At 70.3% G+C, this 25,654-nt stretch carries 25 protein-coding genes, 1 tRNA gene and 2 riboswitches; of the genes, 10 read left to right on the top strand and 16 right to left on the bottom strand.

The window, feature by feature from the left end:
• The first annotated feature begins 73 nt into the window (after nucleotides 1–73).
• A complete protein-coding gene (locus AC3WRT_RS08800; RefSeq protein ID WP_492721092.1) occupies nucleotides 74–1,042 on the top strand; it encodes an NAD(P)-dependent alcohol dehydrogenase in 969 nt (322 codons plus the stop codon).
• Between the two features lie 855 nt (nucleotides 1,043–1,897).
• On the opposite strand, the gene AC3WRT_RS08805 is transcribed toward AC3WRT_RS08800, so the two are convergent.
• The 4 genes from AC3WRT_RS08805 to AC3WRT_RS08820 form a co-directional block, all read right to left on the bottom strand.
• Complete coding sequence (locus tag AC3WRT_RS08805) at nucleotides 1,898–2,413, bottom strand: C40 family peptidase (RefSeq protein ID WP_492721093.1); 516 nt, start codon at nucleotides 2,411–2,413, stop codon at nucleotides 1,898–1,900.
• Between the two features lie 51 nt (nucleotides 2,414–2,464).
• Nucleotides 2,465–2,608: riboswitch (cyclic di-AMP (ydaO/yuaA leader) on the bottom strand.
• 219 nt (nucleotides 2,609–2,827) lie between these two features.
• On the bottom strand, nucleotides 2,828–3,271 hold the full coding sequence (locus AC3WRT_RS08810) for an SRPBCC family protein (protein WP_492721094.1): 444 nt from the start codon (nucleotides 3,269–3,271) through the stop codon (nucleotides 2,828–2,830).
• Nucleotides 3,272–3,319: 48 nt separating this feature from the next.
• On the bottom strand, nucleotides 3,320–3,664 hold the full coding sequence (locus AC3WRT_RS08815) for an ArsR/SmtB family transcription factor (protein WP_492721095.1): 345 nt from the start codon (nucleotides 3,662–3,664) through the stop codon (nucleotides 3,320–3,322).
• On the bottom strand, nucleotides 3,661–4,149 hold the full coding sequence (locus tag AC3WRT_RS08820) for an SRPBCC domain-containing protein (protein WP_492721096.1): 489 nt from the start codon (nucleotides 4,147–4,149) through the stop codon (nucleotides 3,661–3,663). The genes AC3WRT_RS08815 and AC3WRT_RS08820 overlap by 4 nt, the downstream gene beginning before the upstream one ends.
• A gap of 149 nt (nucleotides 4,150–4,298) precedes the next feature.
• Between AC3WRT_RS08820 and AC3WRT_RS08825 the strand changes: the two genes are divergently transcribed.
• Nucleotides 4,299–5,594, top strand: a complete 1,296-nt coding sequence (locus AC3WRT_RS08825) for a glycosyltransferase (protein ID WP_492721097.1) — start codon at nucleotides 4,299–4,301, stop codon at nucleotides 5,592–5,594.
• Nucleotides 5,595–5,603: 9 nt separating this feature from the next.
• Here the strand turns inward: AC3WRT_RS08825 and AC3WRT_RS08830 are convergent, their stop codons facing one another.
• The gene (locus AC3WRT_RS08830) at nucleotides 5,604–6,011 is read right to left on the bottom strand and encodes a C40 family peptidase (protein WP_492721098.1); all 408 of its coding nucleotides are present in this window, start codon (nucleotides 6,009–6,011) and stop codon (nucleotides 5,604–5,606) included.
• Here AC3WRT_RS08830 and AC3WRT_RS08835 point away from each other — a divergent pair.
• From AC3WRT_RS08835 to AC3WRT_RS08850, 4 genes are all read left to right on the top strand, one after another.
• On the top strand, nucleotides 5,998–6,219 hold the full coding sequence (locus AC3WRT_RS08835; RefSeq protein ID WP_492721099.1) for a hypothetical protein: 222 nt from the start codon (nucleotides 5,998–6,000) through the stop codon (nucleotides 6,217–6,219). The genes AC3WRT_RS08830 and AC3WRT_RS08835 overlap by 14 nt on opposite strands.
• Nucleotides 6,200–6,359: riboswitch (cyclic di-AMP (ydaO/yuaA leader) on the bottom strand. It overlaps the preceding gene by 20 nt.
• Before the next feature lie 342 nt (nucleotides 6,360–6,701).
• Nucleotides 6,702–7,199, top strand: coding sequence for an FBP domain-containing protein (locus AC3WRT_RS08840; RefSeq protein WP_492721100.1), 498 nt, complete (start codon nucleotides 6,702–6,704; stop codon nucleotides 7,197–7,199).
• Between the two features lie 79 nt (nucleotides 7,200–7,278).
• Nucleotides 7,279–7,352: transfer RNA gene (locus AC3WRT_RS08845), tRNA-Gly, on the top strand.
• A 271-nt stretch (nucleotides 7,353–7,623) separates the two neighbouring features.
• On the top strand, nucleotides 7,624–9,486 hold the full coding sequence (locus AC3WRT_RS08850) for an acyl-CoA dehydrogenase (RefSeq protein WP_492721101.1): 1,863 nt from the start codon (nucleotides 7,624–7,626) through the stop codon (nucleotides 9,484–9,486).
• A gap of 99 nt (nucleotides 9,487–9,585) precedes the next feature.
• Here the strand turns inward: AC3WRT_RS08850 and AC3WRT_RS08855 are convergent, their stop codons facing one another.
• The 6 genes from AC3WRT_RS08855 to AC3WRT_RS08880 all read right to left on the bottom strand — a co-directional run bounded on the left by AC3WRT_RS08855 (nucleotide 9,586) and on the right by AC3WRT_RS08880 (nucleotide 16,019).
• Nucleotides 9,586–9,879 (bottom strand): DUF6458 family protein, encoded by a 294-nt coding sequence (locus AC3WRT_RS08855; RefSeq protein WP_492721102.1) that lies wholly within the window; start codon nucleotides 9,877–9,879, stop codon nucleotides 9,586–9,588.
• A gap of 85 nt (nucleotides 9,880–9,964) precedes the next feature.
• A complete protein-coding gene (locus AC3WRT_RS08860; protein ID WP_492721103.1) occupies nucleotides 9,965–10,840 on the bottom strand; it encodes a hypothetical protein in 876 nt (291 codons plus the stop codon).
• 48 nt (nucleotides 10,841–10,888) lie between these two features.
• The gene (locus AC3WRT_RS08865; RefSeq protein ID WP_492721104.1) at nucleotides 10,889–12,775 is read right to left on the bottom strand and encodes an NHL domain-containing thioredoxin family protein; all 1,887 of its coding nucleotides are present in this window, start codon (nucleotides 12,773–12,775) and stop codon (nucleotides 10,889–10,891) included.
• Complete coding sequence (locus AC3WRT_RS08870; protein WP_492721105.1) at nucleotides 12,772–13,578, bottom strand: carbon-nitrogen family hydrolase; 807 nt, start codon at nucleotides 13,576–13,578, stop codon at nucleotides 12,772–12,774. The genes AC3WRT_RS08865 and AC3WRT_RS08870 overlap by 4 nt, the downstream gene beginning before the upstream one ends.
• Nucleotides 13,579–13,635: 57 nt before the next feature.
• Complete coding sequence (locus AC3WRT_RS08875) at nucleotides 13,636–13,818, bottom strand: DUF6767 domain-containing protein (RefSeq protein WP_492721106.1); 183 nt, start codon at nucleotides 13,816–13,818, stop codon at nucleotides 13,636–13,638.
• A 95-nt stretch (nucleotides 13,819–13,913) separates the two neighbouring features.
• The gene (locus AC3WRT_RS08880; protein WP_492721107.1) at nucleotides 13,914–16,019 is read right to left on the bottom strand and encodes a bifunctional copper resistance protein CopD/cytochrome c oxidase assembly protein; all 2,106 of its coding nucleotides are present in this window, start codon (nucleotides 16,017–16,019) and stop codon (nucleotides 13,914–13,916) included.
• Nucleotides 16,020–16,045: 26 nt separating this feature from the next.
• Between AC3WRT_RS08880 and AC3WRT_RS08885 the strand changes: the two genes are divergently transcribed.
• Together AC3WRT_RS08885 and AC3WRT_RS08890 are read left to right on the top strand one after the other, a co-directional pair.
• Complete coding sequence (locus AC3WRT_RS08885; RefSeq protein WP_492721108.1) at nucleotides 16,046–16,909, top strand: maleylpyruvate isomerase family mycothiol-dependent enzyme; 864 nt, start codon at nucleotides 16,046–16,048, stop codon at nucleotides 16,907–16,909.
• Between the two features lie 140 nt (nucleotides 16,910–17,049).
• The gene (locus tag AC3WRT_RS08890) at nucleotides 17,050–17,838 is read left to right on the top strand and encodes a sigma-70 family RNA polymerase sigma factor (protein WP_492721109.1); all 789 of its coding nucleotides are present in this window, start codon (nucleotides 17,050–17,052) and stop codon (nucleotides 17,836–17,838) included.
• A gap of 117 nt (nucleotides 17,839–17,955) precedes the next feature.
• Here AC3WRT_RS08890 and AC3WRT_RS08895 read toward each other — a convergent pair whose 3' ends face one another.
• Complete coding sequence (locus AC3WRT_RS08895) at nucleotides 17,956–18,714, bottom strand: GAF and ANTAR domain-containing protein (RefSeq protein ID WP_492721110.1); 759 nt, start codon at nucleotides 18,712–18,714, stop codon at nucleotides 17,956–17,958.
• Between the two features lie 236 nt (nucleotides 18,715–18,950).
• Between AC3WRT_RS08895 and AC3WRT_RS08900 the strand changes: the two genes are divergently transcribed.
• Together AC3WRT_RS08900 and AC3WRT_RS08905 are read left to right on the top strand one after the other, a co-directional pair.
• Nucleotides 18,951–19,463 (top strand): MarR family winged helix-turn-helix transcriptional regulator, encoded by a 513-nt coding sequence (locus AC3WRT_RS08900; RefSeq protein WP_492721111.1) that lies wholly within the window; start codon nucleotides 18,951–18,953, stop codon nucleotides 19,461–19,463.
• A gap of 1 nt (nucleotide 19,464) precedes the next feature.
• Nucleotides 19,465–21,207: an MDR family MFS transporter gene (locus AC3WRT_RS08905; RefSeq protein WP_492721112.1), complete on the top strand. Its 1,743-nt coding sequence runs from the start codon at nucleotides 19,465–19,467 to the stop codon at nucleotides 21,205–21,207.
• Between the two features lie 162 nt (nucleotides 21,208–21,369).
• Here the strand turns inward: AC3WRT_RS08905 and AC3WRT_RS08910 are convergent, their stop codons facing one another.
• The 4 genes from AC3WRT_RS08910 to AC3WRT_RS08925 form a co-directional block, all read right to left on the bottom strand.
• The gene (locus AC3WRT_RS08910) at nucleotides 21,370–22,569 is read right to left on the bottom strand and encodes an MFS transporter (protein WP_492721113.1); all 1,200 of its coding nucleotides are present in this window, start codon (nucleotides 22,567–22,569) and stop codon (nucleotides 21,370–21,372) included.
• Between the two features lie 92 nt (nucleotides 22,570–22,661).
• The gene (locus AC3WRT_RS08915) at nucleotides 22,662–23,399 is read right to left on the bottom strand and encodes an enoyl-CoA hydratase-related protein (RefSeq protein ID WP_492721114.1); all 738 of its coding nucleotides are present in this window, start codon (nucleotides 23,397–23,399) and stop codon (nucleotides 22,662–22,664) included.
• Nucleotides 23,396–24,496 (bottom strand): acyl-CoA dehydrogenase family protein, encoded by a 1,101-nt coding sequence (locus tag AC3WRT_RS08920; RefSeq protein WP_492721115.1) that lies wholly within the window; start codon nucleotides 24,494–24,496, stop codon nucleotides 23,396–23,398. The genes AC3WRT_RS08915 and AC3WRT_RS08920 overlap by 4 nt, the downstream gene beginning before the upstream one ends.
• Entirely contained in the window at nucleotides 24,493–25,641 is a 1,149-nt protein-coding gene (locus AC3WRT_RS08925; RefSeq protein WP_492721116.1) for an acyl-CoA dehydrogenase family protein, read from the bottom strand. Before AC3WRT_RS08925 ends, AC3WRT_RS08920 begins: the two co-directional genes overlap by 4 nt.
• Between the last annotated feature and the right edge of the window lie 13 nt (nucleotides 25,642–25,654).

Genomic DNA, 25,654 nt, shown 5'->3' on the forward strand with positions numbered 1-25,654 from the left:
GCATGGCCGCCGCCGATGGGGCGCACTCGGCGCACTCGGCGCCTCAAGAGTCCGAGGACCCATGAGAGCAGTAGTGTGCACCGGCTACGGACCACCGGATGTTCTTCAGCTCAAAGAGGTGTCGAAGCCGGTTCCGAAGGACAACGAGGTCCTTGTTCGAATTCGCGCCACGACGGTCACCGCGGCCGATTGCGAACTGCGGGCGTTCGACTTTGCCCCCTGGCTTTGGGTACCGATTCGGTTGTCCTTCGGCATCCGAAGGCCCAGACAACCCGTGCTCGGGCAGGAACTTGCCGGTGACGTCGAGTCGGTGGGGCACGATGTCAGGTCGCTCAAGGAAGGGGACCGAGTCTTCGCGGCGACGGGGATCAGATTGGGCGCCTACGCGGAGTACATCTGCCTGCGTGAGAACCCCCGGACCGGAGCCCTCACCACCATGCCTGCGAACCTGAGCTACGAGGACAGTGCGGCCATCCCTTATGGAGGCGGCGAGGCGTGGCAGTTCCTACGGAAGGCGAACGTCCGGAGCGGACAGAGGGTCCTGGTCAACGGGGCGGGGGGAAGCTTCGGCACATTCGCGGTCCAACTCGTGAAGGTCCTCGGCGCGCACGTGACCGCGGTGGACAGTGCGCCGAAGCTGGAGATGCTGCGCGCGATCGGTGCTGATCGCGTCATCGACTACTCCCAGGCGGACTTCACCGAAAGCCCGCAGACCTACGACGTCATCTTCGACGTGGTCCGCAATACTCCGTCCAGTCGCATGGTGAAGTCGTTGACCGAGAACGGATGCCTCCTCATGGCCAATCCGGGTTTCTTGCAAATCGTTCGCGCCCGGTGGGCTTCATTGGGGAGCAAGAAACGGGTCGTGATCGCGGCATCGAGCGGGACAAGCGAGGACCTGGCGTACCTGCGGGGCCTGGTCGAAGCCGGATTGCTGCACCCGGTCATCGACCGATGCTTCCCGCTCGAGCAAATGGACCACGCCCACAGGTACGCCGAAACTGGACAGAAGTTGGGAAACATCGTTGTCGCCGGCGCCTAGGTTCGGCCGTGATCGCGGCCCCTTCGGGTCCGACACACCCGCTGAGACATATCGGCTAGCCGGCGAGGGTGCAGCGCGCTGGGACGGTGTCGGCGCGGTAGGCACGTGGGTCGCTGGCCATGGCACGATCGCAGCCGTTCTCCTCGCGCCACGCGCCTCCAGAGCAAGGAGAGGGCTCGCCGTCGGGACGAGCGTCGGGTCGCTGGCGGCTCAGCAGCGCGAAGAGCAAGACCCCCGTGGAACCGAGCTTGTGACCGTGACCGCCATGGTGTGCGGTTCACCGGAAACGCGATCACAGAGGTGCGGTTCATCGTCCGCAACGAGTCGAACCAGACGCGCCCCATTTCAAACTGCGCCGCCGTTACGAGCCCTGCGACATAGAGGCCGTGGTCGTGCATGAGCTCGAGGCGAGAGGCAACCTCGCCTACGTGATGGCACCCCCCGTCTCGTTCTCCAGCGCTCGTCAGCTGTGGGCTGGGTGTGACCCTGGCGTCCCTCCTGCTTTTCCTAGCCCTAGCCCTGCGCTATTCCGACACGAGTCGCGTGCCCGACCGCCGTAAGGGCCCCGACTCCCTTCTGCGCCGGCCGCGCATACAGCTCCGTTCCCCGATCCAATGCCAATCCGGAGGTCTGCCGTGTCAGAACCGAACCGCCGGATTCCGAATCGCCGCTAAGGGCCGTGTGCAACATTCGACACGTTCGTGTGCGCCCTGCTTGTTCTGCCTTGGGGAGAAGCGCCGTGACCTGCGTGTTCTCTATTTCGCGAACCCTTCTCAGACAGATCAGATCCGACTCGAAGCCGCAGGCCCGACCATTGGGCCTGCGGCTTCGTCGATTCCGAGGTGCCCCAGGCGCCTAGCGCACCCGGCCGGCGACCCAGCGGGTGGTCCAGATCCTCGAGAGCTGGACGCGCTGGCCCGGGCGCGGCGCGTGCCAGACCTTGCCGTAGCCGGCGTACACGCCGACGTGGTAGGCCCGCCCGCCCGACATGAAGAAGATCAGGTCACCAGGTAGCACCTGCGACTTGTAGATCCTGATCGTGGCGAGGCGCTGGGCGTTGGCCGTCCGGGGCAGATTCCGCCCCAGTCGCTTGTGGTAGACGTAGTAGACGAGGCCGGAGCAGTCGAAGTAGTACGGGCCGGCGTAGCCCCAGCGGTACCACTTCCCGACCTGGGCAGCCGTGAGCCTGAGACCCCTGGTGCGCAGCGGGACGGTCCACACCGGCTGGGCAGCGACCGTGACCGCCTGGCTGGAGGCGGCAGCTGCACCGTTGCCGGCCGACGTCGAGCCGGGCGGCGAGGCCGTGGGTCCGGTGGTGGGTGCGCCCACTCCGAGCGCGAGCGCGACGGCCAGCAGAGGTGTGAGCGCCAACGAGCGGAGTGGACGGAGGCGTGGGTGTGCCTGGGTAGAGGTGGACATGGGATTTCCTTCCCACGCCTTCGAGATGAGCTGTCGGGTTCGGGCGGAGGCTGCCCGGCCGCGAGTCGCGGCTTCACCCCGAGGGCCGGTCCTTGCCGGTCCAGAAATGGGTCTCCCGCTCCTGTCCATCTGAAGCGTGGCTGCCCCGCCGGCGGACAGGACTCGGCGTACCGGCGGGCCGACCGGGGAAGACCCCGGACGATGATCTGTGCCGATGACGGTCGCAGACCACATACACGAAGCGCCAGTGTTCCGTGGCGAATTCGCTGAAATTCACAGCACAGTTCGGGCATATGCGGTCAACCCGCCACCTGCCCGCGGCAGTTCAGTCCACAGTGTCCGCTTGGTCGTCCGGAGCCAACTGCCTCAGTCTGGGTAGGCGACGTGGACGTCGTTCGGCGACGGGGCGCCGGCGCCGGTCTCGAGCAGAGACTTCAGGCTCATGAGGTAGGTCGCCCACTTGGTGCTGCAGTGGTGCATGAACTCGACCGGCTCGGCCCAGCCTTCGTGACTGAACATCACGACCGTCCAGTCGCCGTCCTGTCGCAGTCGCCAGTTCACGGTCGTGCCGACCCACTCGTCCGGCCCGGACACGACCTCCCATCTCACCTGCTTCGTCGGGGTGCTCTCGAGCACCACCATGTCGAAGCCGCCGGGGGAGAAGCGGAACTCGATGAGGCCGCCGACAGCGGCGTCGCCCGTCGTGTCGGTGGTCCACCACCCCGCGAGGCCGTCGATGGTGGTGAGTGCTCGATAGACCTGTTCCGGTGCGGACCTCTCGATCGCCACCCGGTGCACGATGTCAACCACGTGCCTCTCCCTTCTCCGTGCCTGCGCGTGACTTGGCTTCGGCGGCCACTACTGCTCCGACCGGTGGATGCCCTCCGCGATCCGAGCGATGCGCGCGAGCCGGGAGTCCCAAGCGGCTCCGACCGCGCTGAGCTGGGCGACCGCGCGCGCGAACTGGTCCCGGCTGATCTCGAAGCGACGCTCGCGGCCGGCGGCGACGCCATGCACCAGACCGGAGCGCTCCAGAACGCCGAGGTGCTTGGCCACCGCTTGCCGGCTGACCGGTAGCTGGTCACTGAGAGACGTGGCCGTGCCCCCGCCGGCGGTGAGCAGCAGGTCGAGCAGGCGCCGTCGCGTCGGGTCACCGATCATCGACCACAGCTCGTCGTCGATCTCCTGCACTCCGAGGGTCACTGCCGGGTCCGCAGCGACGCAGCGTACGACGCGAGCCGGGGAAGGAAGTGGTCCCAGCCGTTCGAGTGATCTCGATAGTTGGCCTCGAGCACCGCCGCCTCCCAGCCCCTTTCGCGGAAGCCGGTCTCGATGAAGGTCAGCAGCGTGCCTTCGCCGGAGGGGGCCAGCTCGAAGGCGACCAGAAGTGAGTTGCCTTCGTCTGCGACCTCCTGGGCGGCATGCGTCCAGCGGAAAGAGAACCTGCTCGGCGGCAGCGACTCCACCACGGTGAGGGTCACGACCTTGCCGCCCTCGTCGATGTCGCCGAAGGCGATCGTGCCCGTCGACCCGGGGGCTGCTTGGTAGGTGGCGGCATCTGCCCACCACTCGACGACGTGCCGGGGGTCGCTGACCACCTCGAAGACGACGTCCTGCGGTGCGTCGACGTAGACCTCACGCCGGATGCTTCCCAGCTCGACGTCGGGGTGAAGGGTGTCGCTGTGCATGGCTCCTCCTGCAATAAGTGGTTGCACGTCAACCTAGACGACCACTCCCGTACGCGCAACCCTTAGTTGCTTCTCGCCTTCGTCTGTGCGGGCGCGAGCGGGCCCGTGGCCGGTGGGCGCGCCCTGGTGGGATGTGTCAGGCTCGGCTCATGGCCGATGTCCTCGTGTGCGCGTCGTCGATCACCGGGCACGTGGCACCGATGCTGGCCGTCGCCCACCACCTGGCACAGGCGGGGCACACCGTCCGCATGACGACGGGCACCCGGTTCCGCGAGCAGGTCTCCTCGGCCGGAGTCGAGTTCGTGCCACTGCAGGGCGCCGCCGACATCGACGACCGCGACCTCGACCGCGCGTTCCCGGGGCGGACGCAGACGACCGGGATCGCCAGGGTCAGGTTCGACGTCTCGCACCTGTTCATCCGGGCCATGCGGCCTCAGTGGGGCGTGCTGTCTGCGGAGCTGCAACGCCGACCGGCAGATGTCGTTCTCCACGAGACGAGCTTCACCGGGGTCGCGCCCCTGCTCGCGCGCCCCGGCCCTCGCCCGACGGTGATCGGCTGCGGCGTCATCCCGCTGCCCCTCTCCTCGCCGCACGTGCCGCCCTTCGGAGCGGGACTGCCGTATGCCGTCGGACCGTCTGCCCTGTTTCGCAACGTCGTCGTCGGGGCCGCGATCCGTAAACTGGTGCTGGGCCGTCAGCAACGGGAGGCACAGGCAGCGCTCGCACAGTGCGTGCCGGGAGCGCGGCTGCCGGGCTACTTCATGGACGGCGTCGGAACTGCGGACCGCTTCCTGCAGCTGAGCGTTCCCTCGCTCGACTACCCACGACCCGACCTGCCACCCGAGGTCAGCTACATCGGTCCCGTCCTGCCGCGAGCCTTCGGGCCCGCTGCGCTGCCCGACTGGTGGTGCCGGCTCGACGGCACGAGGCCCGTCGTCCTCGTGACCCAGGGCACGCTCGACGTCCGGGACCTCGACCGCCTCATCGGCCCGTCACTGCGCGGGCTGCGCGACGAGGACGTCCTCGTCGTCGCCGTGACCGGAGGGCCGCCGACAAAGCAGCTGGGTCCACTTCCGGAAAACGCCTGTGCGGCAACGTTCCTGCCGTTCGACCTGCTGATGCCGCACGTCTCCGCACTGGTGACAAACGGTGGCTTCGGCGGGACGCACCACGCGCTCGCGCATGGCGTGCCGCTCGTCGTCGCGGGCGACACCGAGGAGAAGCCGGAGATCGCCGCCCGCGTGGAGTGGGCCGGCGCCGGCGTCAACCTTCGCACGGGCAGCCCGACCCCGAGCCAGGTGCGAGACGCGGTCCGGACGGTGCTCGGCCAGGGCGCCCACCGCGCTCGAGCGCAGTCCATCGGCGCCGACATCCGCCGGTCGGACGCGCTGGCCAGGATCGCGGCCGAGGTGGAGGCCTGCAGCGGCGCGCGGCAGGCCTCCTGAACCGAGCCGTCAGCGGATGCGACCCGCCTGCCACCTGCTCGTCCAGATCTTGCTGAGCATGACGCGCTGACCCGGCCGAGGCGAGTGCCAGATCTTGCCGTGGCCCGCATAGATGCCCACGTGGTAAGCGCGGCCGCGGGACATGAAGAAGACAAGGTCCCCGGGACGCACATTGGCCTTGGCCACCCGAATCGCCTTCTTGCGCTGCGCATTCGCAGTTCGCGGCAGCGACACGTGCAGCTGCTTGTCGTACACGTAGTAGACGAGACCGGAGCAGTCGAAGGACCGCGGCCCCGCACCGCCCCAGCGATACGGCTTGCCCTTCTGGGCCGCCGCGAGCCTGACGGCCTTCAGCCCCCGCGGGATGGCCACCGACGCCGGCGTGACGTAGGCGACGGGCGTCGTGGCGATGCTCACGGGCTGGGCAGTTGCTGGCGATGAGGTGAGCGGAGCGGCTGGCACCGCCGTGGACGACCCGCCCGTCACCGAGACTGCGTGGTCCGACGGTGCGGCGCCCGCCCCGATCAGCAGTGCCGCCAAGAGGGGCGTGATTGTCATTGACGACAAGGGAATTCGACGTGCAGAACTGGTGGTGGGCATGGTGCATTCCTTCCCGCGCCTGTGAGGTGAGCTGTCGGGTTCGGGCGGAAGCAGCCCGGCCGCAGATGCGGCTTCACCCCGAGGACCGGCTGGCCGGCCCGAAGGTGGGTCCCCCACTCCTGTCCGCTGTTGCGTGGCTGCCCCACCGGTGGACAGGACTCGGCGTCCGGTGGGCCGCACGGGGAGGACCCCGGGCGATTGACTCCAGCGACAATGACAGAACGGTCACGAAAGCATCATCAAACGACAGATCATGGCAAGAGTTGACAGTCTGAAACGGCCGAAAACGGACATCCCGCCCGGGGGCAGCAGCCAATTCGGGTGGACGCGGCGCCCGCCCTTGGCGCACCATGGTCGCTGCTCCACGGGAGCTCGTCAGTCGTCAGCGGGAAGGCCCGCGGGAGAGGGGGTGGCCACCATGGCCTGCTCAGCGGTCACGGTCGCACCCTGCCTCCCGCACCCCGGCTGACCGGTTCATCCGATCATGCCCCACCGACAGGACTGACCATGAAACCATTGACAGAGAATGAGATTCGCTCCTCCTTCGTCAACGCCTCGCGGCGTGAGGCGAAGCAGGCGAGCCTCCCCACCGACCTCGAGCGGCTCGGCGAACGCTGGGACCGGCTCGACTACCTCGGGTGGGTCGACCGCAGCAACCCCCAGCGCGCGTATGCCGTCGTGCCCGTCGACGACGAACCCGTCGGCTTCCTGCTGCGGGCCTCCGAGCGCACCCGCAGGGCGAGCACGATGTGCGCCTGGTGCGAGGACGTCTTCGCCACGACCGACGTCACCCTCTTCGTCGCCAAGCGCGCCGGCGCCGCCGGCCGGGAGGGCAACAGCCTGGGCACGCTGGTGCACGCCGACTTCAGCTGCTCGGCGCATGTCCGACGCCTGCCGAATGGCATGGAGGGCGGGCTCGACCCGCACGTCCTCGTCCAGCGTCGCGTCGAGGAGTTGCACACGCGCTCGTCGACCTTCGCCCGCCGGGTTCGGGACGGCTCGTAGGGCGGCGCCACCGGCGGCGCCACCGGCGAGTCGGATTTGGACGTCGGCACCCCTTCGTTGCTACGGTGGGCGACGCCTCGCAGGCGTAGTTCAGTAGCAGAACAGCCTTCTTCCAGAAGGAAGACGTACGTGCAATTCGTGCCGCCTGCTCCAGATGCGACGGGCCCGGTCATCGCGACCGGGCCCTTTCGCTGTCCCGGGCCCGAGGTCGCGTTCAAGGACGACAACCCGCAGGGGGGCGGAGTCGCGGGACACCCGGCCACCCGGCATACGCCATCGGTCGACGTGTCGCGCAACCGTGACCTATCGACCTTGCGATCGTTACCGGTCAGTAGCATCATGGAAGTGACCGGCCAGTAACCTGGCGCGCCCGCCGACGACGGCGCGGACGCACGACGAGCGACAGAACCCGGAGGGTCCCCGGATGGGCCACTACAAGAGCAACGTGCGCGACCTCGAGTTCAACCTCTTCGAGGTCTTCGGCCGGCAGGACGTCCTCGGCCAGGGCATCTATGCCGACGTCGACGTCGACGCCGCCAAGGACATCCTGCGCGAGGTGTCGCGACTCGCCGAGAACGAACTGGCCGACAGCCTGCTCGACAGCGACCGCAACCCGCCTGTCTACGACCCGGTCAACCAGACCGTGACGATGCCGGACTCCTTCAAGAGGTCGTTCAAGGCGTACGTCGACGGCGGCTGGGGCAACCTCGACGTGCCGGCCGAGCTCGGCGGCATGGTCGTGCCCGCCTCGCTGCGCTGGTCGGTCGCCGAGATGGTGTGCGGCGCCAACCCCGCCGTCCACATGTTCACCGCGAGCTACTCCTTCGCCAACCTGCTGTGGCACATGGGCACCGACGACCAGAAGAAGCTCGCCAAGCACATCGTCGACAGGGCCTGGCACACCACGATGGTGCTCACCGAGCCCGACGCCGGCTCCGACGTCGGCGCCGGCCGGACCAAGGCCGTCCAGCAGCCCGACGGCACGTGGCACATCACCGGCGTCAAGCGCTTCATCACCTCCGCCGAGTCCGACCTCGTCGACAACGTCGTGCACTTCGTCCTCGCCCGCCCCGAGGGCGCCGGCCCCGGCACCAAGGGCCTGTCCCTCTTCATCGTGCCGAAGTTCCACGTCGACCTCGAGACCGGTGAGCTGGGCGAGCGCAACGGCGCCCACGTCACGAATGTCGAGCACAAGATGGGCCTCAAGGTCAGCACCACGTGCGAGGTCACCTTCGGCGAGCAGCAGCCAGCCGTCGGCACTCTCCTCGGCGATGTGCATGACGGCATCGCGCAGATGTTCAAGGTCATCGAGAACGCGCGGATGTTCGTGGGCACCAAGGCCATTGCGACGCTGTCGACGGGCTACCTCAACGCCCTCGAGTACGCCAAGGAGCGCGTCCAGGGCGCCGACCTGACGCAGATGACCGACAAGACGGCGCCGCGTGTGCCCATCACCCACCACCCCGACGTGCGCCGCTCGCTCATGCTCCAGAAGGCGTATGCCGAGGGCCTGCGTGCGCTCGTGCTGTACACCGCGAGCCAGCAGGACGCCGTCGCCCAGGCGCAGGGCGGCAACCCCGCCGCGCCGCTCGAGAAGGGCTCGCCGGCCGAGGTCGCCAACCGGATCAGCGAGCTCATGCTCCCGCTCGTCAAGGGCCTGGGCTCCGAGCGGGCCTGGGTGCTGCTCGGCACCGAGTCGCTCCAGACGTACGGCGGCTCCGGCTTCCTGCAGGACTACCCGATCGAGCAGTACGTCCGCGACGCGAAGATCGACACGCTCTACGAGGGCACGACCGCCATCCAGGGCCTCGACTTCTTCTTCCGCAAGATCGTCCGCGACAAGGGCCAGGCCCTGCAGCACGTCGCCGGGCAGATCCAGGAGTTCGCCAAGGACCTCGGCGGCTCGCTCGACACCGAGCGCGAGCTGCTGGGCCGGGCGCTCGAGGACATCCAGGGCATCGTCGGTCACCTGATCGGCGACCTCATGAAGAGTGACCCCCGGATGGGCGGCGAGACGGCCAACCTCTACAAGGTCGGCCAGAACACGACGCGCCTGCTCCTCGCCGCCGGTGATCTCGTCGTCGGGTGGCTGCTGCTGCGCCAGGCAGAGGTCGCCCAGAACGCCCTCGACGAAGGCGCGACCGGCAAGGACCGGGACTTCTACCTCGGCAAGGTCGCAGCGGCGTCGTTCTACGCCAAGAACGTCCTGCCCAGGCTGGCCGCCGAGCGTGCCATCGCCGAGGCCACGGACAACGACCTCATGGACGTCCCCGAGTCAGCCTTCTGACCCCTGATCCCGCTTCCCCCAACGTCGAAAGGCCACAAACCGGGCTCCGGTTCGTGGCCTTTCGACGGTTGAAGGGCCGGTTTGTGGCCTTTCGACGGTTCAGATGGTGCCGTCGCGACGCTCGACGCGGCGCTCGACGACCTCAGGCTCGTCGACCCGACGCTCGACGACGTCGGGCGCGCCCCGGCGCTCCGCGACGATCGTGTGCTGCGTGCGGGTGCGCTGCGCGTTGAGGACGAGCGCGAGGATGATCGCGAGCGCGCCCGCGACCATGAGGATGATGCCGATCGTGTTGCCGGTGTTGCTGCTCAGGTTGAGGACGCTGGAGTCGATGTTCGTGAAGTAGAAGATCGCGCCGACGACGAGCAGGAAGATCCCGAGTCCGATACCCATGAGGTCTCCTTGGCTGGGGGCACGTCTGGAGGCGTGCCTGCGATGCACATACCCTCGGCGGCACCCGGAGCCACGGGCCGGTCCCTCAGTGGGGGCGGCGGCGGCCCACCAGGCTGAGGGCGCTCACGAGGAGCATGACGACTCCCGCCCCGACGGCGATCGCGATCTCGTAGTAGAGGTTGCGCGCGGCCAGGCCGTAGGCGGCGTCGGCGATCGTCCTGGCCACCTCGGGGTCCACCCTGCGCATGAGCGGCTCGCGCGCCACCATGAGGACCAGCGCGAGCGCCAGCGCCATGGCGATCCAGCCGACGGCCACCAGGCTCGTCGCCGTGCGCCAGCGCCGGGCGAGCGCGATCGACAGCAGCGCGAGCACGACCACGACCAGGGGCGCCCACGGCCCCCAGGCATCGGCGATCCGGTATGCCTCCTGCGCCTTCTGCAGGTCGCTGGCCTTGACGAGGGGGATCGTCACGACCGGTGCGATGGACGCGGCGTTCGGCACCCCGGCCTGCTCGAGCGTGGAGGTCAGCGCCGGCACGGGGATGGTGACCCGGACCGAGACGCGGCCCTGGGCGTCGAGCGCGGTGTCGGCCCGGCCTCGCATGAGGTCGATGAACTGCGTGTGCAGGGCCCGGATGCCGGTGGCCCACGCCGTCGTCACCGCGGGGCTGGCGACGAGCTCGGCAGCTTTGGTGCGCAGCGGCGCCTCGAGAACCTTCTCGATCGCCGGTTGCAGGTCTACGGCCCCGAGGACGCCCTGCACGATGCCGTCGGTGAGCGCCTCCTGCACCTGCGGCTTGGTGACGACGGGCCGCAGCTCGTCGACGAAGACGTCGGTGCGGGTCAGCATCACCGAGGCCCAGAAGGCCACGAGCGACACCGGCAGCAGCACGATGGCCAGCAGGCCGCACACCGCCGAGAGGAACGAGCGGCCGGCGCCACCGGAGCCTTGTCGTGCCACGTCTGCCGCCTTGTGCGCTCGGTGTCGTCGGGGTCGCCGCCGACCGGACTAGTCCCCGGCCTGGACTCCCCGCAGGTCGAGAGTCAGTGTGGCACCGGCGCTCCGGTCCAGGACGACGGGGATGCCCCAGTCCTGCTGGAAGAGGTGGCAGGCGGCGTGCTCGGGCACCTCGCCTGTGTCAGGGTCCCCGTCGCACGCGGCCGCCTGCACCGAGATGTGCAGCGTCCCGGAGCCGATGCCCTCGCGCAGCACCAGCGTGCGAGTCAGCCCTTCGGCCCGCCCGGCACCGGAGACCAGCAGCGCGTCCGGAGTGGCGGAGACGTCGAGCCGCGTCGGGTCGCCCCAGCGCAGGTCGAGCTTCTGGCCGCGCGGCGGGACGAAGGTCACCTCGAGAACGACCTCACCGGCCGGCAGCGGCGTCGGGGGTCGTTGCGTCCGGTGGGCTGGGCCGTGGACGCGCTGGGCGGCCTCCGGCAGGGCGACGCGGGTCAGGTGGTGGGCAGCGGACTCCACGACGACGAGGCGCACCTCGCCGGTGTCGGGGTCGTGCTCCACGACGGCGTCGCTCGGCTCGGCCAAGCCTTGGGCGAGGGTCGAGACCTGCCCTGTCGAGGGGTCGTAGCGCCGGACGGCGCCGTTGTAGGTGTCGCTGACCGCGACGGAGCCATCGGGCAGCTCCGTGACGCCCAGCGGGTGCTGAAACAGCGCTTCGGTGGCGTCGCCGTCGCGGTGGCCGAAGTCGAACAGGCCTGTGCCGACGTGCGTCTCGACGGCGAGCTGTCCGTCCGATGAGGCCGTCACCGACCGGAGGGCAGACGTCTCGGAGTCGGCCACCCAGACGCGGTCACCAGAGGCCGAGGCGGCGAGCCCCGACGGCTGGGCGAACCATGCCTCGCCACCCGCGCCGTCGACGAGCCCCTCGTTCGACGTGCCGGCGACGACCTCGACCGTGCCGTCCTCGAGCGTCTCGCCGGGCGTCCAGGCCCACAGCTGGTGCGTGCCGGCCATCGCGACGAGCAGCCGGTCCCCCAGCCACGCCAGGTCCCACGGCGTCGACAGCGGCTGGTGACGGGCGGCGCCACCCCCGGTGCGCTCGCGGAGCTGCGACCCCGTACCGGCGACGACGTGGACAGAGCCGTCGGAGAGGCGAATCCCCTTCAGCTGGTGGTTGACCGAGTCAGCAACGAGCACGTCGATACCGAGGCGCTGCGAGATCTCCGGCGTGGCGAGCAGCACGCCCTGCGGCTCGTTCAGGACGCCCTCACCGCCCCAGCGGATGCGCTCCGTCTCGAGGTCGTCCTCGAGGTGGACGACCTCGTGGTTGGCGGTGTCGCTGACGACGAAAGACCCGTCGGGCAGGGCGACGGCCTTGCCGGGGAAGCGCAGGGCGGTGTCCGGTGCGGGCGGCGCGACGTAGGGGTCGTCACCGGGTTGCAGGGTGCCCTTGGCGCGGTGCTCCTCGATCAGCTCGGCGACGAGCGTGGCGAGGCCCGGGCCGTGCCCCTCCCCCGACATCGAGGCGACGACGTAGCCCTCGGGGTCGAGCACGACGAGGGTCGGCCAGGCGCGGGCGGCATACGCCTTCCACGTGACGAGCTCGGGGTCGTCGAGCACGGGGTGGTGGACGGCATACCGCTCCACGGCGGCCGTGAGCGCGTCGACGTCCGCCTCGTGCTCGAACTTGGGCGAGTGCACGCCGATGATGGTCAGCGCGTCGGGGAACTGCGCCTCGACGGGTCGCAGCTCGTCGAGGACGTGGAGGCAGTTGACGCAGCAGAAGGTCCAGAAGTCGAGGACGACGACGCGACCACGCAGGTCGGCGAGCGAGAGGGACCGGCCGCCGGTGTTGAGCCAGCCGCGGCCGACGAGCTCGGGCGCCCTGACCTTCACCCGCGAGCGGAGACTCGGCCGGCTGACCTTGATGTCGGAGCTCACGAGAGCCTCCGGTCTGCCAGCACGGGGAAGGAGAGACGCCACTGCGGCGTCGCCGTGGTGTCGATGTCGATGCTCAGCACCTCCTCGTCAAGGCCCGCGGAGGCCAGAACCTTCCCGGTCGCGTCCACGACCTGCGATTGGCCGCCCATCTCGTGCCCCGCATGGGTGCCCGCGGTGTTGCACTGCAGCACGACGCACTGGTCCTCGACGGCGCGAGCCTGGCCCAGCAGCGTCCAGTGCGCGACCCGCGCGCGCGGCCAGGCGGCGGGGATGACGAAGACCTCGGCGCCCCGGTCGAGCAGTCGGCGGTAGAGCTCAGGGAAGCGCAGGTCGTAGCAGGTCGAGAGCCCGACGGGGACGGCACTGCCCCCCGCCACCGGCACGTCGACGACGACCAGCTCCTCGCCGGCGTCCATCAGCCTCGGCTCGCCCGCGCCGAAGCCGAAGCGGTGGACCTTGCGGTAGGTGGCCATTAGCTCGCCGTCGGGCGAGAAGACGAGGCTGGTGTTCCAGACGCCGTGCTCGCCGGCCGACGCAGGCTCGCCCCGCTCGACGATCGAGCCACCGTGAAGGGTCACCCGCGCCTCGCGCGCGGCAGCCGAGAGCGCCTGCGCCACAGGACCGTCCACGCGCTGGGCGCGCCCGTCCCAGGCGGTGTAGTCGAAGCCGCCGGCCGACCACAGCTCGGGCAGCACGACGAGGTCGTGGCCGGCCTGGGCCCGCACGAGGTCGGCGACGCGTGCGACGCGGTCGGTGACCGACTCGTCGTCGCCGTAGGCCAGCTGGATGAGGGCAACCTTCATGGACCAACTCTCACACGCCGCCTCGGCCGGGTCAGCGGCCCGGGTCAGCGGGGCGCGTCAGTGCGCCCGCTCCTCGTGCCGCTCCCGGCGTCGGGCGGCCAGCTCCCGGCGCAGCTCCGGGTCGGTCTGGACCAGGTAGACGAGGCCGCAGTCCTGCGGGCCACTGGCGCCCGGGAAGCACAGCGTGCAGGGCTCCCCGAGCCGGATCGGGCACCGTGGGTTCGACGTTCGCTGCGGCATGCTGCCTCCTCACCCCAAATCCTACAAGACGTAGTAGATGTCGCTGGCGCGAGGTCGAGCGGTCGCCCCCACGGGGGTGGACGCATACGGCCCGGTCAGCGGGAGGGGCCGGCGTCGCGCTTCGCCAGCGCCGCAAGACGCTTGTTGTATGCCGTCAGCTCCGCGTCGCCGTCACGGTCGGCCCGCCGGTCCTGGCGGACCGACTCGGCCCGGTCGCTGCGGAACCACTGCAGGGCCACGGTCAGGGCGAGGACGAGGCTCGGCAACTCGCCGATCGCCCACGCGACACCGCCGCCGTAGCGCTGGTCGGCGAGCGGGTCGGTGACCCACGGGATGCGGATCGTGGTGAAGAAGTCGCCCCCGAGCAGGGACGTGCCGCTGATCATGGCCACCCCGAAGAAGGCGTGGAAGGCGATCGTCGCGAAGAGCACCATGAGCCGCAGGGCCGGGCTCCACTTCTTGGGACCCGGGTCGACGCCGACGAGCACCCAGGCGAAGAGGTAGCCGGTCACCATGAAGTGGGCGGTCATCAGCAGGTGCCCGGTGTGCGTCTCCAGGGCGAGCTGGAAGAGCCCGGTCCAGTAGAAGACGACGAGGCTCATGAAGAAGAGCACCGCGGCGACGACCGGGTTGCCGAACACAGCCAGGACCCGCGAGTGCACGAGGGCCAGGATCATCTCGCGCGGGCCCAGCGTGCCGTCGCGGCGGGCCTTGACGCTGCGCAGCGCGAGCGTGACGGGGGCCCCGAGGACGAGGAAGATCGGGATGACCATGGCCTCGAGCATGTGCAGCGTCATGTGCCACGAGAACGCCACCCGGCTGTAGACGCCGAGGACGCCGTTGGTGACGTAGACGAAGACCAGCCAGCTCACCACCCAGCTGATGGTGCGCAGCACCGGCCAGGCGTCGCCGCGGCGGCGCAGGCGCAGGACGCCTGCGAGGTAGAGGCCGATGGCGAGCAGCCCGGTCGCGAGGAAGAGCCACTCGACCCGCCAGGCGGTGACCCAGGACAGGGCGGTCGGGGCGGTCGGCGCGGGGAAGCCGGTCAGCGCGAGCGCCGGGCCGGGGTCCGGCTCGGTCTCAGGCACCGGCGGCTGACTTCGGGACAGGGCGGTCGCCACCCCGAAGGCGAGGCCCATGACGAGCGTCTCGACGACCGCGAGGCGGGCGAAGAGCCGGCCCCGCAGGCGTCGTCCTGCAGCGTCGCTCTCGGCGTCGACCGTGGAGTCGTATGCCGTCACCGCGTCGATCCGATCGAGGGTGAACCGGCGGTGCCAGGCACCGGCCACCCCCAGGGCCACGAAGGCGACGACCTTGACCAGGACCAGCACGCCGTAGGGGGTGGTGAGGTCGGACCACGTCGCCATCCGGGTGGTCGCCGACATGACACCGGAGATGCCCAGAGCGAGGTAGCACCAGAGCGCAACGGCCGAGTAGCGCCGGGCCACCACGCCCAGGGCGTCGTCGAGGCGGGGCCGCAGGACGATGAGGGCGAGCAGGCCACCAACCCACACGGCCGCGCTCAGCAGGTGCACGGCGAGGGCGTTGACGGCCGTCTCGTGGTCGGCGGAGCCACCGGCGTGACCCGCGAGACCGAGGACGAGCATGCCGAAGACGGACAGGACGCTGAGAGCCACGGCGACCGAGCGCGCCCGGGACACCGCCGCCACGGACGCGACGAGGAAGGCTGCCACGGTGCTGAGCAGCCCGACCCGGAGGGTCTCGATGGACCAGACGGAGCCCCCGAGGCTCGCTCCGAACGTCGGGTCGCCCAGCGGCAGGCCGGCGGCGTCCGCGAAGGTGAAGACGACGCAGACCGCCCCCGCGACCGCCCACACGAAGGCGGCCACCGTGGCGACGCGAAAGGCCGCGGCACGGCGCGGCTCGTCGGGAGCGGCACTCTCGGCACGCGTACGTCCCGGGATCATGGTGGCCGCGAGCAGCAGCGAGCCGAGAGTCAGCGACGCGGCGACGTCGTGGACGACCCGCACGAGCGGCAGGGACCACCGCACCACGGGGCCTGCATCGACGAGGCCGCCGGGCGGGGCGTCGGCTGCACCGGTGTAGCGGGCGGCGACGACGCTGGCGAGCAGCCCGACGACGACGACCCCTGCCACGGCAACGGGGGCGGCTCCCCACCGCCCCGGGGAGGAAGCACCGGCCGGCCGACCGGACGGTGCTTCTCGCTGCAGGGTTGCCATGCCTCAAGGGTAAGTAGTCTGATGACATGCCCATGCACCCGGCCGCCCCCGACGACCGCAACGGACTGATCGACGCGTTCGACCACTCCGTGCAGTCGATCATCGACCTCGGGTACTCCTGCCGGGACGAGGACTTCGAACTCCAGACAGAGTGCCCGGGCTGGACGGTCAAGGACCAGATCGCGCACGTGGTGGGTGCCGAGAAGTCCTTCGCCGGGCTGCCACGCCCTCAGGTCAAGGTGCCGGACTACCCCCATCTCCGCAGCGACTTCGCCCGGTTCGTGGAGGTCGACGTCGAGGCCCGGCGCGGAGTCACCGGACGCGACATCGTCGCCGAGCTGGCCGAGTTCCACCCTGAGCGCATGGCACTCCTGCGCCGGTCCACCGCCGACGTGGACACCGTGATCGGTGGTTTCTTCGGTCCCGACACGACTTTCGGCGAGCATCTTCACCGCCGGATCGTCGATGCCTGGGTGCACGAGCAGGACATCCGCGCAGCCCTCGACCGGCCCGGGAACCTCGACTCCGCGAGCGCCGCCGTCTTCACGGCCGACATCCTCGACGCCCTTCCCCGGATCGCCGCGAGAGTGGCCGACATCGAGCCTGGGCACGCCGTCGTGCTCAACGTCAGCGGCCCTGTCGTCGCCCGCGGGGGCGTGCGGATCATCACCGGCGAGGACGGGCGCCCTTACGGCGAGGCGCTTTTCAGCGGCAACGACCGACCTCAGGGTGAGGAGCAGCTCGACGTCACGTCGATCCAGCTCAGCACCGACGCCTTGACCCGGCGTGCCGCCGGACGTCGGGCCGTCGACGAGACGCACTTCACCGTCACGGGCGACGAGGAGATCGCGCGCCGGGTGCTCGAGGCCCTGGTCGTGGTCACCCACTGAGGGCGCCTCCCGCGCGTATACACCCGCACGGGGGTCAGCGGGGGCGAAGTCCACCTTGTGTATATCCGGTGGACGGCCTAGCGTCGGGACTAGTCGGTCAAGCCAGCGCCGCATCGGGGATCCGATACATCGGAGAAGACATGACCGACCCGTCCGCGGGTCCGCGCAAGGATGCGCGAACCAGAGAGCTCATCCATACCCTGCGCACGACGGACTCCACGTCCGAACGCGCCAACGCCCTAGAGACCGTGACGCGGCTGCACATGCCGCTCGCTCGTTCTCTCGCCCACCGCTACTCGGGCAAGGGCCTCGACCGGGACGACCTCGAGCAGGTCGCCTTCCTGGCGCTGCTCAAGGCGATCAAGCGTTTCGACCTGTCCAAGCCGACCGAGTTCGGCGCCTACGCAACACCGACCATCACCGGCGAGCTGCGCCGCCACTTCCGCGACCACGGGTGGCTCGTGCGGCCCCCGCGGGAGCTGCAGGAGCGCCGCCAGCTCGTCACCGACACGAGGTCCCGGCTCGAGCAGAAGCTCGGCCACGACCCGGATGCCGGCGAGCTCGCCCACGAGCTGGACCTCAGCCTCGAGGCGGTCAAGGAGGCGCAGATCGCGGCGAGCAACCTGCGCCCGGCATCGCTCGACACGACGACCGCCGACGGCGGGCGTCCGGTTCTCGACCTGCTCGACGCCCGCGGCGACTCCGGGTCCGACCCGGCGCTGGACGAAGGCATCGTGGTCCGCACCGCCCTCGAGCGGCTGCCGGCCCGCGACCAGCGCCTCGTCGAGCTCCGCTTCGGCGGGGACATGACGCAGGCCGAGATCGCTGAGTCGATGGGGCTCAGCGCCATGCAGGTCAGCCGCCTGCTGCGCCGCACGCTCGACGAGCTGCGCCGCCAGCTCTCCGCGGAGGGCGTGGCCTCGGCCTGACCCGCAGGCCTGCCCGATCCGGTGGTCCCGTCGCCCCTGGGCGTCGGGGCCACTCGCGCATTCGGGGACGTGCCGGGGACGGCTGGGCAGGCCGCCCTCGGAAAACAACGGTCGCGCTCAGACCGAGGCGCCCTCGGACGCTGCGCCCGTCGCCCCGACGGAGGCGCCGAACTGCGACTGCTGGCCCTCGATGACCTGGGAGGCCACGTGGGTCAGCTTCATGTTGAGCTCCTGCGAGGTGTTTCGCAGCAGCTCGAAGGCCTTCTCGCCGCTGATGTGGTGCGCTGCCATGAGCAGGCCCACGGCCTTGCCGATCTCGCGGTTGCTCTGCAGCCCCTGGCGCAGGGTGGCGGCCTCCTCACGCGCACGGATGGCCATCAGGGCCACCGAGGCGAAGGAGGCGATGACGGCCCCGACGTCGGCGGACGCAGCCGTCAGGCCGCCGGGGGTGTCGGAGAAGAGGTTGAGGGCTCCCACCTTGTCGCCCTCGAGGAGCAGCCGGTAGCCGATCGCGGAGCGGACCGGGGTCTCGGTGACGATGCGCTCGGTGAACCGGGGCCAGGGGGTCCGGGCGTCCGTCAGGTCGGCGTCGTGCTGGAAGGCCTCGGAGACGATCGCGTCGACGCACGGGCCCTCGCCGACCTCGAGCTCGATCTGGTCGATGCGGCGGGCGATGTCGTCCGTGCTGGCAGCCGTGACGAAGCGGTCACGGGTGCGCACGAGCATGGAGGCGCGGTCGCAGCCCTCGACGAGCTCGCGGGCGGCCTCGACGAGCGACTGGTGGATCGACCCCGCGTCGGCACCGGCGTAGATCAACGCCGACATCTGACGGAAGGCGTTGTTGATCGTCGGGTCGACGGGAACGTCGCTCGTCATGGCACTCCCTGCACTTCGGGCCCGGTTGCTCCGCGCACTGTTGGACGGTCTCGGGGCGTCCGTCATCCTCGCACCCCCGGGGGGCACCGGACGACAGACAACCACATCCGGCCGGCTCTGGCGAGCACCGACAGAGTCATTGTACAAACCTTGGACATCCAACTTGACATCCAAACCTCCTGCGCAGATAGTTGCATGCTGCAAGCAAATATAAGACGAGACATAAGGGGTCAGCCGTGACGGTCAGCAAGGACGAGGCGAACGAGGTCTTCCTCGGTCTGCTGCGCGTCCAGAAGCTGCTCGTGGCGGCCAAGCACAGCGCCCCCCGGCTCGAGGACGGCGTGGACGCCACGGCATACCCCGTGCTCTTCGTCGTGGCCGGGGCCGGCACCATTCGCATCTCGGAGCTCGCAACCACGCTGCACAACGACGTCTCCACCGTCAGCCGCCAGGTCAGCTCCCTCGTCACCAGCGGACTGCTGGAGAAGAGCGCGGATCCCAGCGACGGGCGCGCCTGGGTGGTGTCCCTCACCGACCACGGTCGCGAGGCTCTCGACCGCATCCAGGTCAGCCGCGCCACGTGGTTCCAGGGGCTGCTCAGCCACTGGGACGGGCCCGTCACCGCCGACTTCGTCGCCCGCCTACGGGAGCTGGGCGACGCGCTCGACGCCAACCTCAGGGCCAGGGGTGCAGCGACGCCCCCGATGCCCTTCCAACCGAACCGAGACCAGAAGCAGAAAGAGGACTGACATGTCCGACACCACCGCCGAACCCACGCGGGCCGACGCCCGCGCGGCTGCTCCGGCCGGCGCGTCCGGCTCGGACGCGCGACCGGTGCTCTCCCACAAGGAGATCATCACCATCCTCATCGGCCTGATGATGGGGATGTTCCTCGCGGCGCTCGACCAGACCATCGTCGCCAGCGCCATGCGCGTCATCGCGGACGACCTCAAGGACCTGGCCGGGCAGGCCTGGGTCACGACGGCATACCTCATCACGAGCACCATCGCGACCCCGCTCTACGGCAAGCTCGGCGACATCTACGGGCGCAAGAAGCTCTTCCTCTTCGCCATCACGATCTTCACGGTCGGGTCGATGCTCTGCACGCTCGCCTGGTCGATCCCGTCCCTCGCGGCCTTCCGTGCCGTCCAGGGCATCGGCGCCGGTGGCCTCTTCTCCCTCGCCCTCGCGATCATCGGCGACATCGTGCCGCCGCGTGAGCGTGCGAAGTACCAGGGCTACTTCCTCGCCGTCTTCGGCACCTCGAGCGTGCTCGGCCCCGTCATCGGCGGCTTCTTCGCCGGCCAGGACAGCATCCTCGGTGTCACCGGCTGGCGCTGGGTCTTCCTCGTCAACGTGCCGATCGCCGTCGCGGCCCTCATCGTCGTGACGCGGACGCTGCACCTCAAGCACACCCGCCTCGACCACCGCATCGACTACTGGGGCGCCCTGAGCCTGTCCGTCGCCCTCGTGCCGCTGCTCATCGTGGCCGAGCAGGGCCGCCAGTGGGGCTGGAGCTCCCCGACGGCGATCACCTGCTACGCGATCGGCCTCGCGGGCCTCGTCGCCTTCTTCCTGTTCGAGCGGGCCATGGGTGAGGAGGCGCTCATCCCGCTGCGCCTCTTCAGGAACCGCACCGTCGCCTCGTCCTCGATCGCCTCGGTGTTCATCGGCATGGGCATGTTCGGTGGCCTCGCGGCGATCCCGCTCTACCTGCAGATCGTCAAGGGCTCGACCCCGACCGAGGCCGGCCTCCAGCTGCTCCCGATGACGCTCGGGATCATGGCCGGCTCGATCGTCTCGGGCCAGATGATCTCCCGCACCGGTCGCTACCGCCACTTCCCGATCATGGGCGCGGCGATCCTCGTCCTGGCGCTCTACGGCTTCCACTTCGTCGGCGCGGACACACCGCTGTGGAAGACGATGATCGGGATGTTCTTCTTCGGCATCGGCCTCGGCTTCAACTTCCAGCCGCTGACGCTCGCCGTGCAGAACGCAGTCGACCGCCGCGACATGGGTGTGGCGACGTCCTCGGCCACCTTCACCCGCCAGATCGGCGGCACGCTGGGCACGGCCGTCTTCCTCTCGATCCTCTTCTCGCAGGCCGGGACGAAGATCTCCGAGGCCTTCACGAGCATCGCGCCGACCCCCGCCTTCCAGGCGGCCCTGCGCAACCCGACCGGAGGCGACCCCGCCGTCAACAAGGGCTTCATCCAGCAGCTGCAGGCCACCCAGCAGAGCGGCGGCTCGGGCGCGGGCAGCTCGGCGCTGTCCGACAGCTCGTTCATCAACCAGCTCGACCCTGCACTGGCCAAGCCCTTCCTCGTCGGCTTCTCGGACGCGATGTCGGTCGTCTTCCTCGTCGCAGCCGGAGTGCTGGTCCTCGCCTTCGTCGCGACGCTCTTCCTGCCGAACGTCGACCTGGGTCCCAAGCCCGGACAGAAGTCGGCGGCCAAGGACGGGGAGGACGTGGCGGTGCCCGCCGGTCACTGACCACCCCACCCAACCGTCGAGAGGCCACGACCTGCGGCCTCGGACCAGTCGAAGGGCCACTTCTCGTCGCGAGAAGTGGCCTTTCGACGTGTCGGGACCCGCGGAGGTCGGCTTCTCGACGGTTGGGGACGACGGCGTATGCCGGGGGCGGGCTGACGCGGGTCAGCGCAGGTTGTGCAGCTCGCGGCGGGTGAGGAACGCGCGCGTGCCCAGCGCCATGACGAAGGCGAAGCTCCCGGCGAGGATGGCGACCCAGTAGCCGTGCTGCGCCCCGACCCGGTCGACCACCGCGCCGGAGACGGCCGAGCCGGCCGCGACTCCGATGATGATGCCGGTCAGCACGATCGTCATGCCCTCGTTGAGCTGCGCCTTGGGCACGATCCGCTCGATGAGGTTCATCGTCGTGATGAGCGTCGGCGCGGTCGCCATGCCGGCGACGAGCATCAGCCCCGCGAGGGCCCACAGGTTGCCCGCGAAGAGCACCGGGACCTCCAGCACCGCCATGCCGAGCGTGCCGACGATCAGCAGCTTGACGAGGCTGCGCCCGTGCGAGATGTGCCCGAAGACGAGGCCTGCGGTGGCCGACCCCACGGCATACAACGCGAGGATGGCGCCTGCCGCGCTCGGGGCGCCCTGCTCCTGCGAGACGGCCAGCGTGACGACCTCGTTGACACCGAAGATCGCGCCCGTCATCACCATGATGAAGGCGAGCGGGACCAGGCCCGGCACGGTGTGGGCGTGCTCGTCCGGCCGCTCGTGGTGCGGGACGACCGGCGGCTCGGTGGACCGGGCGGAGACGAAGACGAGGACCCCCACGGCGTAGGCGAGCGCGGCGAACGCGAAGCCCGCCTCCGGGAAGAGCGTCGTCGACAGCCAGATGGCGAGCACCGGACCCACGACGAAGGTGATCTCCTCCATCACCTGCTCGAACGACATCGCGGCGTGCAGGTTCTTGGAGTCGTGGGCGAAGATGTGCGACCAGCGGGCGCGCGCCATGGTGCCGAGGTTCGGGATGGCTCCGCACAGCGGGAACGTGATGAAGAGGAGCCAGGACGGCCAGCCCCGCAGCGAGACCAGGAGCGTCATGACGACCCAGAAGCCCGACCACAGGAAGAACGGGATGGCGACGCGTCGCTGGCCGTAGCGGTCGACGAGCCGGCCGAGGAAGGGCGCGCACAGCGCCAGGGACACCATGCCGACGGCGACGACCGCACCCGCGAGCTCGTAGGAGCCGGTGCGTGCGGCCACCATGGCGACGACCGAGACGGCGAACATCGAGCCTGCCGAACGGGCGATCATCCCGCCGATGATGAAGACGCGCGCCCCCGGCACCTCGAAGAGAGGTCGGTAGGACGCCAGCACGGATGCTCCTTCGCGATCGGGGACGTCAACCTCCCCATCTTGCACTCCGCCCCCCGGTCGGACGAAATGCCGGGGTCGTCATCTGGCGTGTCTCACGCTCCGTGCTTGCGGCGCAGCGACCACATCTGCGGGGACCGCTCGAGCTCGACGGCGACGTCCCACGGCACCCCTCCGGGGGCGGTCTCGCGGCGGAAGCTGGCCACCATCCGGCGGGCCAGCGCGGGGTCCTTCGCGACCCGGCCCGCGATGGCGAGGGCCTCGTCCTGCACGTCGGCGTCGTCATATGCGGCCCAGGCGAGTCCCAGCGCGACCGCGCGCTCCCCGTCGACCTCGTCACCGAACAGGCCGAGCGCGGCTGCGGCCTCTCGGCCCGCGACCCGGTTGAGAAGGGTGAAGTGGCCCCCACCGGGGTGGATGCCGATCTGGGCGAAGCCGGGAAGCAGCCGCGCCGTGCGCGAGACGACGCGCAGGTCGGTGGCCAGGGCGAGGTTCAGGCCGGCCCCGACGGCGGCGCCCCGGACGGCGGCCACGGTCGGCACGGCGATCCCGCCGATCGTCGTGAAGGCGGCGTACACGCTCTCGAGGTTGCGGTAGGCCTGGTCCTCGACGGGGTCTCGGCCGGTGTCGGCCAGGACGCCGCGGACGGCGCCGGCACAGAAGTGGGAACCACCGGTGATGACCACGGCGCCGACCTCGGCGTCGGACTCGGCTGTGCGGGCCGCGTCGACGAGCTCGTGCGACATCTCGACCGACAGCGCGTTGCGCCGGTCAGGGGCGTCGAGGGTGATGAGCGCGACGGCGTCGGCCACCTCGTAGCGGATCTCGGTCATGCGTCGGATCTCCTCGGTTTGGCGCGGCCGGTCGTGATGAGGGTCCAGAGCCGGTCGTGGCCGGCGGAGGCGGCGAGCGCCGTGAGCGTCTCGTCCCAGTCCTGGAGCGAGCCGTACTCGCTGCGCCGGGCCAGGACCGGCCGGGTCAGGGTGTGCAGCTCGTGCTCCAGCGTGGTGCCGATCGCGCCGAGCGCCTGGTGCGAACCACGGACGACGACCGAGGCCGCATGCCCGACGCAGGACTTGGCGACACCGACGGCGAAGAGCATGCCGGGGTCACGCCAGTCGGAGGCCGCCGCGCGGGCGACGGCGGAGTCGGTGGCGGCCCGGGCGAGCGCGGTCTCGCACGCGATGTCCGACACGAGGTGCTGCACGGCCTGGAAGCGCCCGATCGGGCGGCCGAACTGCTCGCGCCCGCGCACGTGGGCCAGGACCACCTCGACGACCCGTTCCATCGCCCCGACGACCTGGGCGCAGCGGGCCAGGGCGCCGCGCAGGTGGAACTGCTCGCCGATCTCGTGCGCGACGACCGTGCCGGCCTCGAGGTCGTCCAGGTCGAACTCGACGGTGTCGCTCGGCTCCCCTGCGATGTTGCGGCGCTCCTCGATGCCGACCCGATCGCCCGGGACATCGGCGACACGCCACTGGTCCCGGTCCTCCCAGAGGGCAACGATCCGGCTTGCATCGCGCGCCCACGTCACGTTGAGGGCGACCCCGGACGGGTCGGGACGGCATACCGTACGCAGGCCGCCGTCGTTGGGCAGGCCGGCGGACTCCAGCAGCCAGCCACCCAGCACGTCGTGCTCGGCGAGCGGGACCGGCGCGGCGGCCGCTGCGGCGACGCCGAGCAGCGCGGCAGCGTCGACCCAGCTCGCGCCGCTGCCACCGCTCGCCTCGCTGCCGGTGAGTCGGGTGAGGCCGAGCTCCTCGAGGCGCTGCCACAGGCCATGGTCGAGGTCGACGACGGCCGAAGGGGTGGGCCGCGTGGCGCGGTAGTCGGTGAAGAGGTCGTCGAGCACAGCGAGCAGGTCGGCGTCCGGGGAGGTCGGCGCGGCAAGCCCCTCGGGCCGGCGCCTCCCCTGCTCGCCCGTCGTCACCGCAGCCCCAGGCCGCGGGCGATGACGCCGCGGAGGATCTCGTTGGTGCCACCACGCAGCGTGAAGCCGGGACGCTGCAGGATCGCGGCGTGCAGGAGCCGGTCGAGCTCCTCGTCGAGCGACCAGCCCGTCGCGTTGAGCGTGTCGACGTAGTCGGCGATGTCACCCTCCCCCGTGGTGCCGAGCACCTTGACCACGGCGGCGGCGGTGTCGGCGTCCTCGTGGTTCTCCAGGGCGGTCGAGACGGCGAAGGACATCTGGTGCAGCGCCGCGACCCGCGCGACGTGGCGCCCGAGGCCGGGGTCGGTCGGGAGGCGACCGTCGTCCATGGCCTGCGCGGCGGCGGCGAGCAGCTGGAAGGTGGAGAGCACGCGCTCCGGACCGCTGCGCTCGTAGGCGAGCTCGGAGGTCACCTGCGACCAGCCCTCCCCCACCTCGCCGAGCACGCGGTCGTCCGGGATGAACACGCCGTCGAGGTGCACCTCGTTGAAGTGGTGGTCGCCGCCCATCGAGATGATGGGGCGGATCGTCACGCCCGGTGCTCGCAGGTCGACGATGAACTGGCTGAGGCCGTCGTGCCGGTGCGCCGGGTCGAGGGGCGCGGAGCGGGCGAGGGCGAAGAACGCGTCGGCCTCGTGCGCGCCGGACGTCCACACCTTCGTGCCGGTGAGCCGCCAGCCGCCGTCGACCCGCTCGGCGCGGGTGCGCACGCTCGCGAGGTCGGAGCCGGAGTCGGGCTCGCTCATGCCGATGCCGAAGACGACCTCGCCGCGGCTGATGCCCGGCAGGAAGGCCTGTTTCTGCTCCTCGGTGCCGTAGCGAAGCAGCGACGGCCCGATCTGGCGCTCGGCGATCCAGTGGGCGGCGACGGGTGCGCCCACGACGAGCAGCTCCTCGGTGACGACGAAGCGCTCGAGGTAGGTGCGTCCCTGGCCGCCGTACTCCGTCGGGATGACCATGCCGAGCCAGCCGCGACGGCCCAGCTCACGCGTGAACTCGCGGTCCCACCGGGTCAGCCAGGTGTCGACGTGCGGCACGAACGTCCCGGCCGCGACCTGCTCGGCGAGGAAGGCGCGGACCTGCAGGCGCAGCTCGGTCAGCGGGGTCAGCTCGCGGGCACCCGGAGGGACGAGACGGGCCGGCATGCTCACCTTCCTC

The organism is Terrabacter sp. FW104-15G4B, assembly GCF_058790095.1.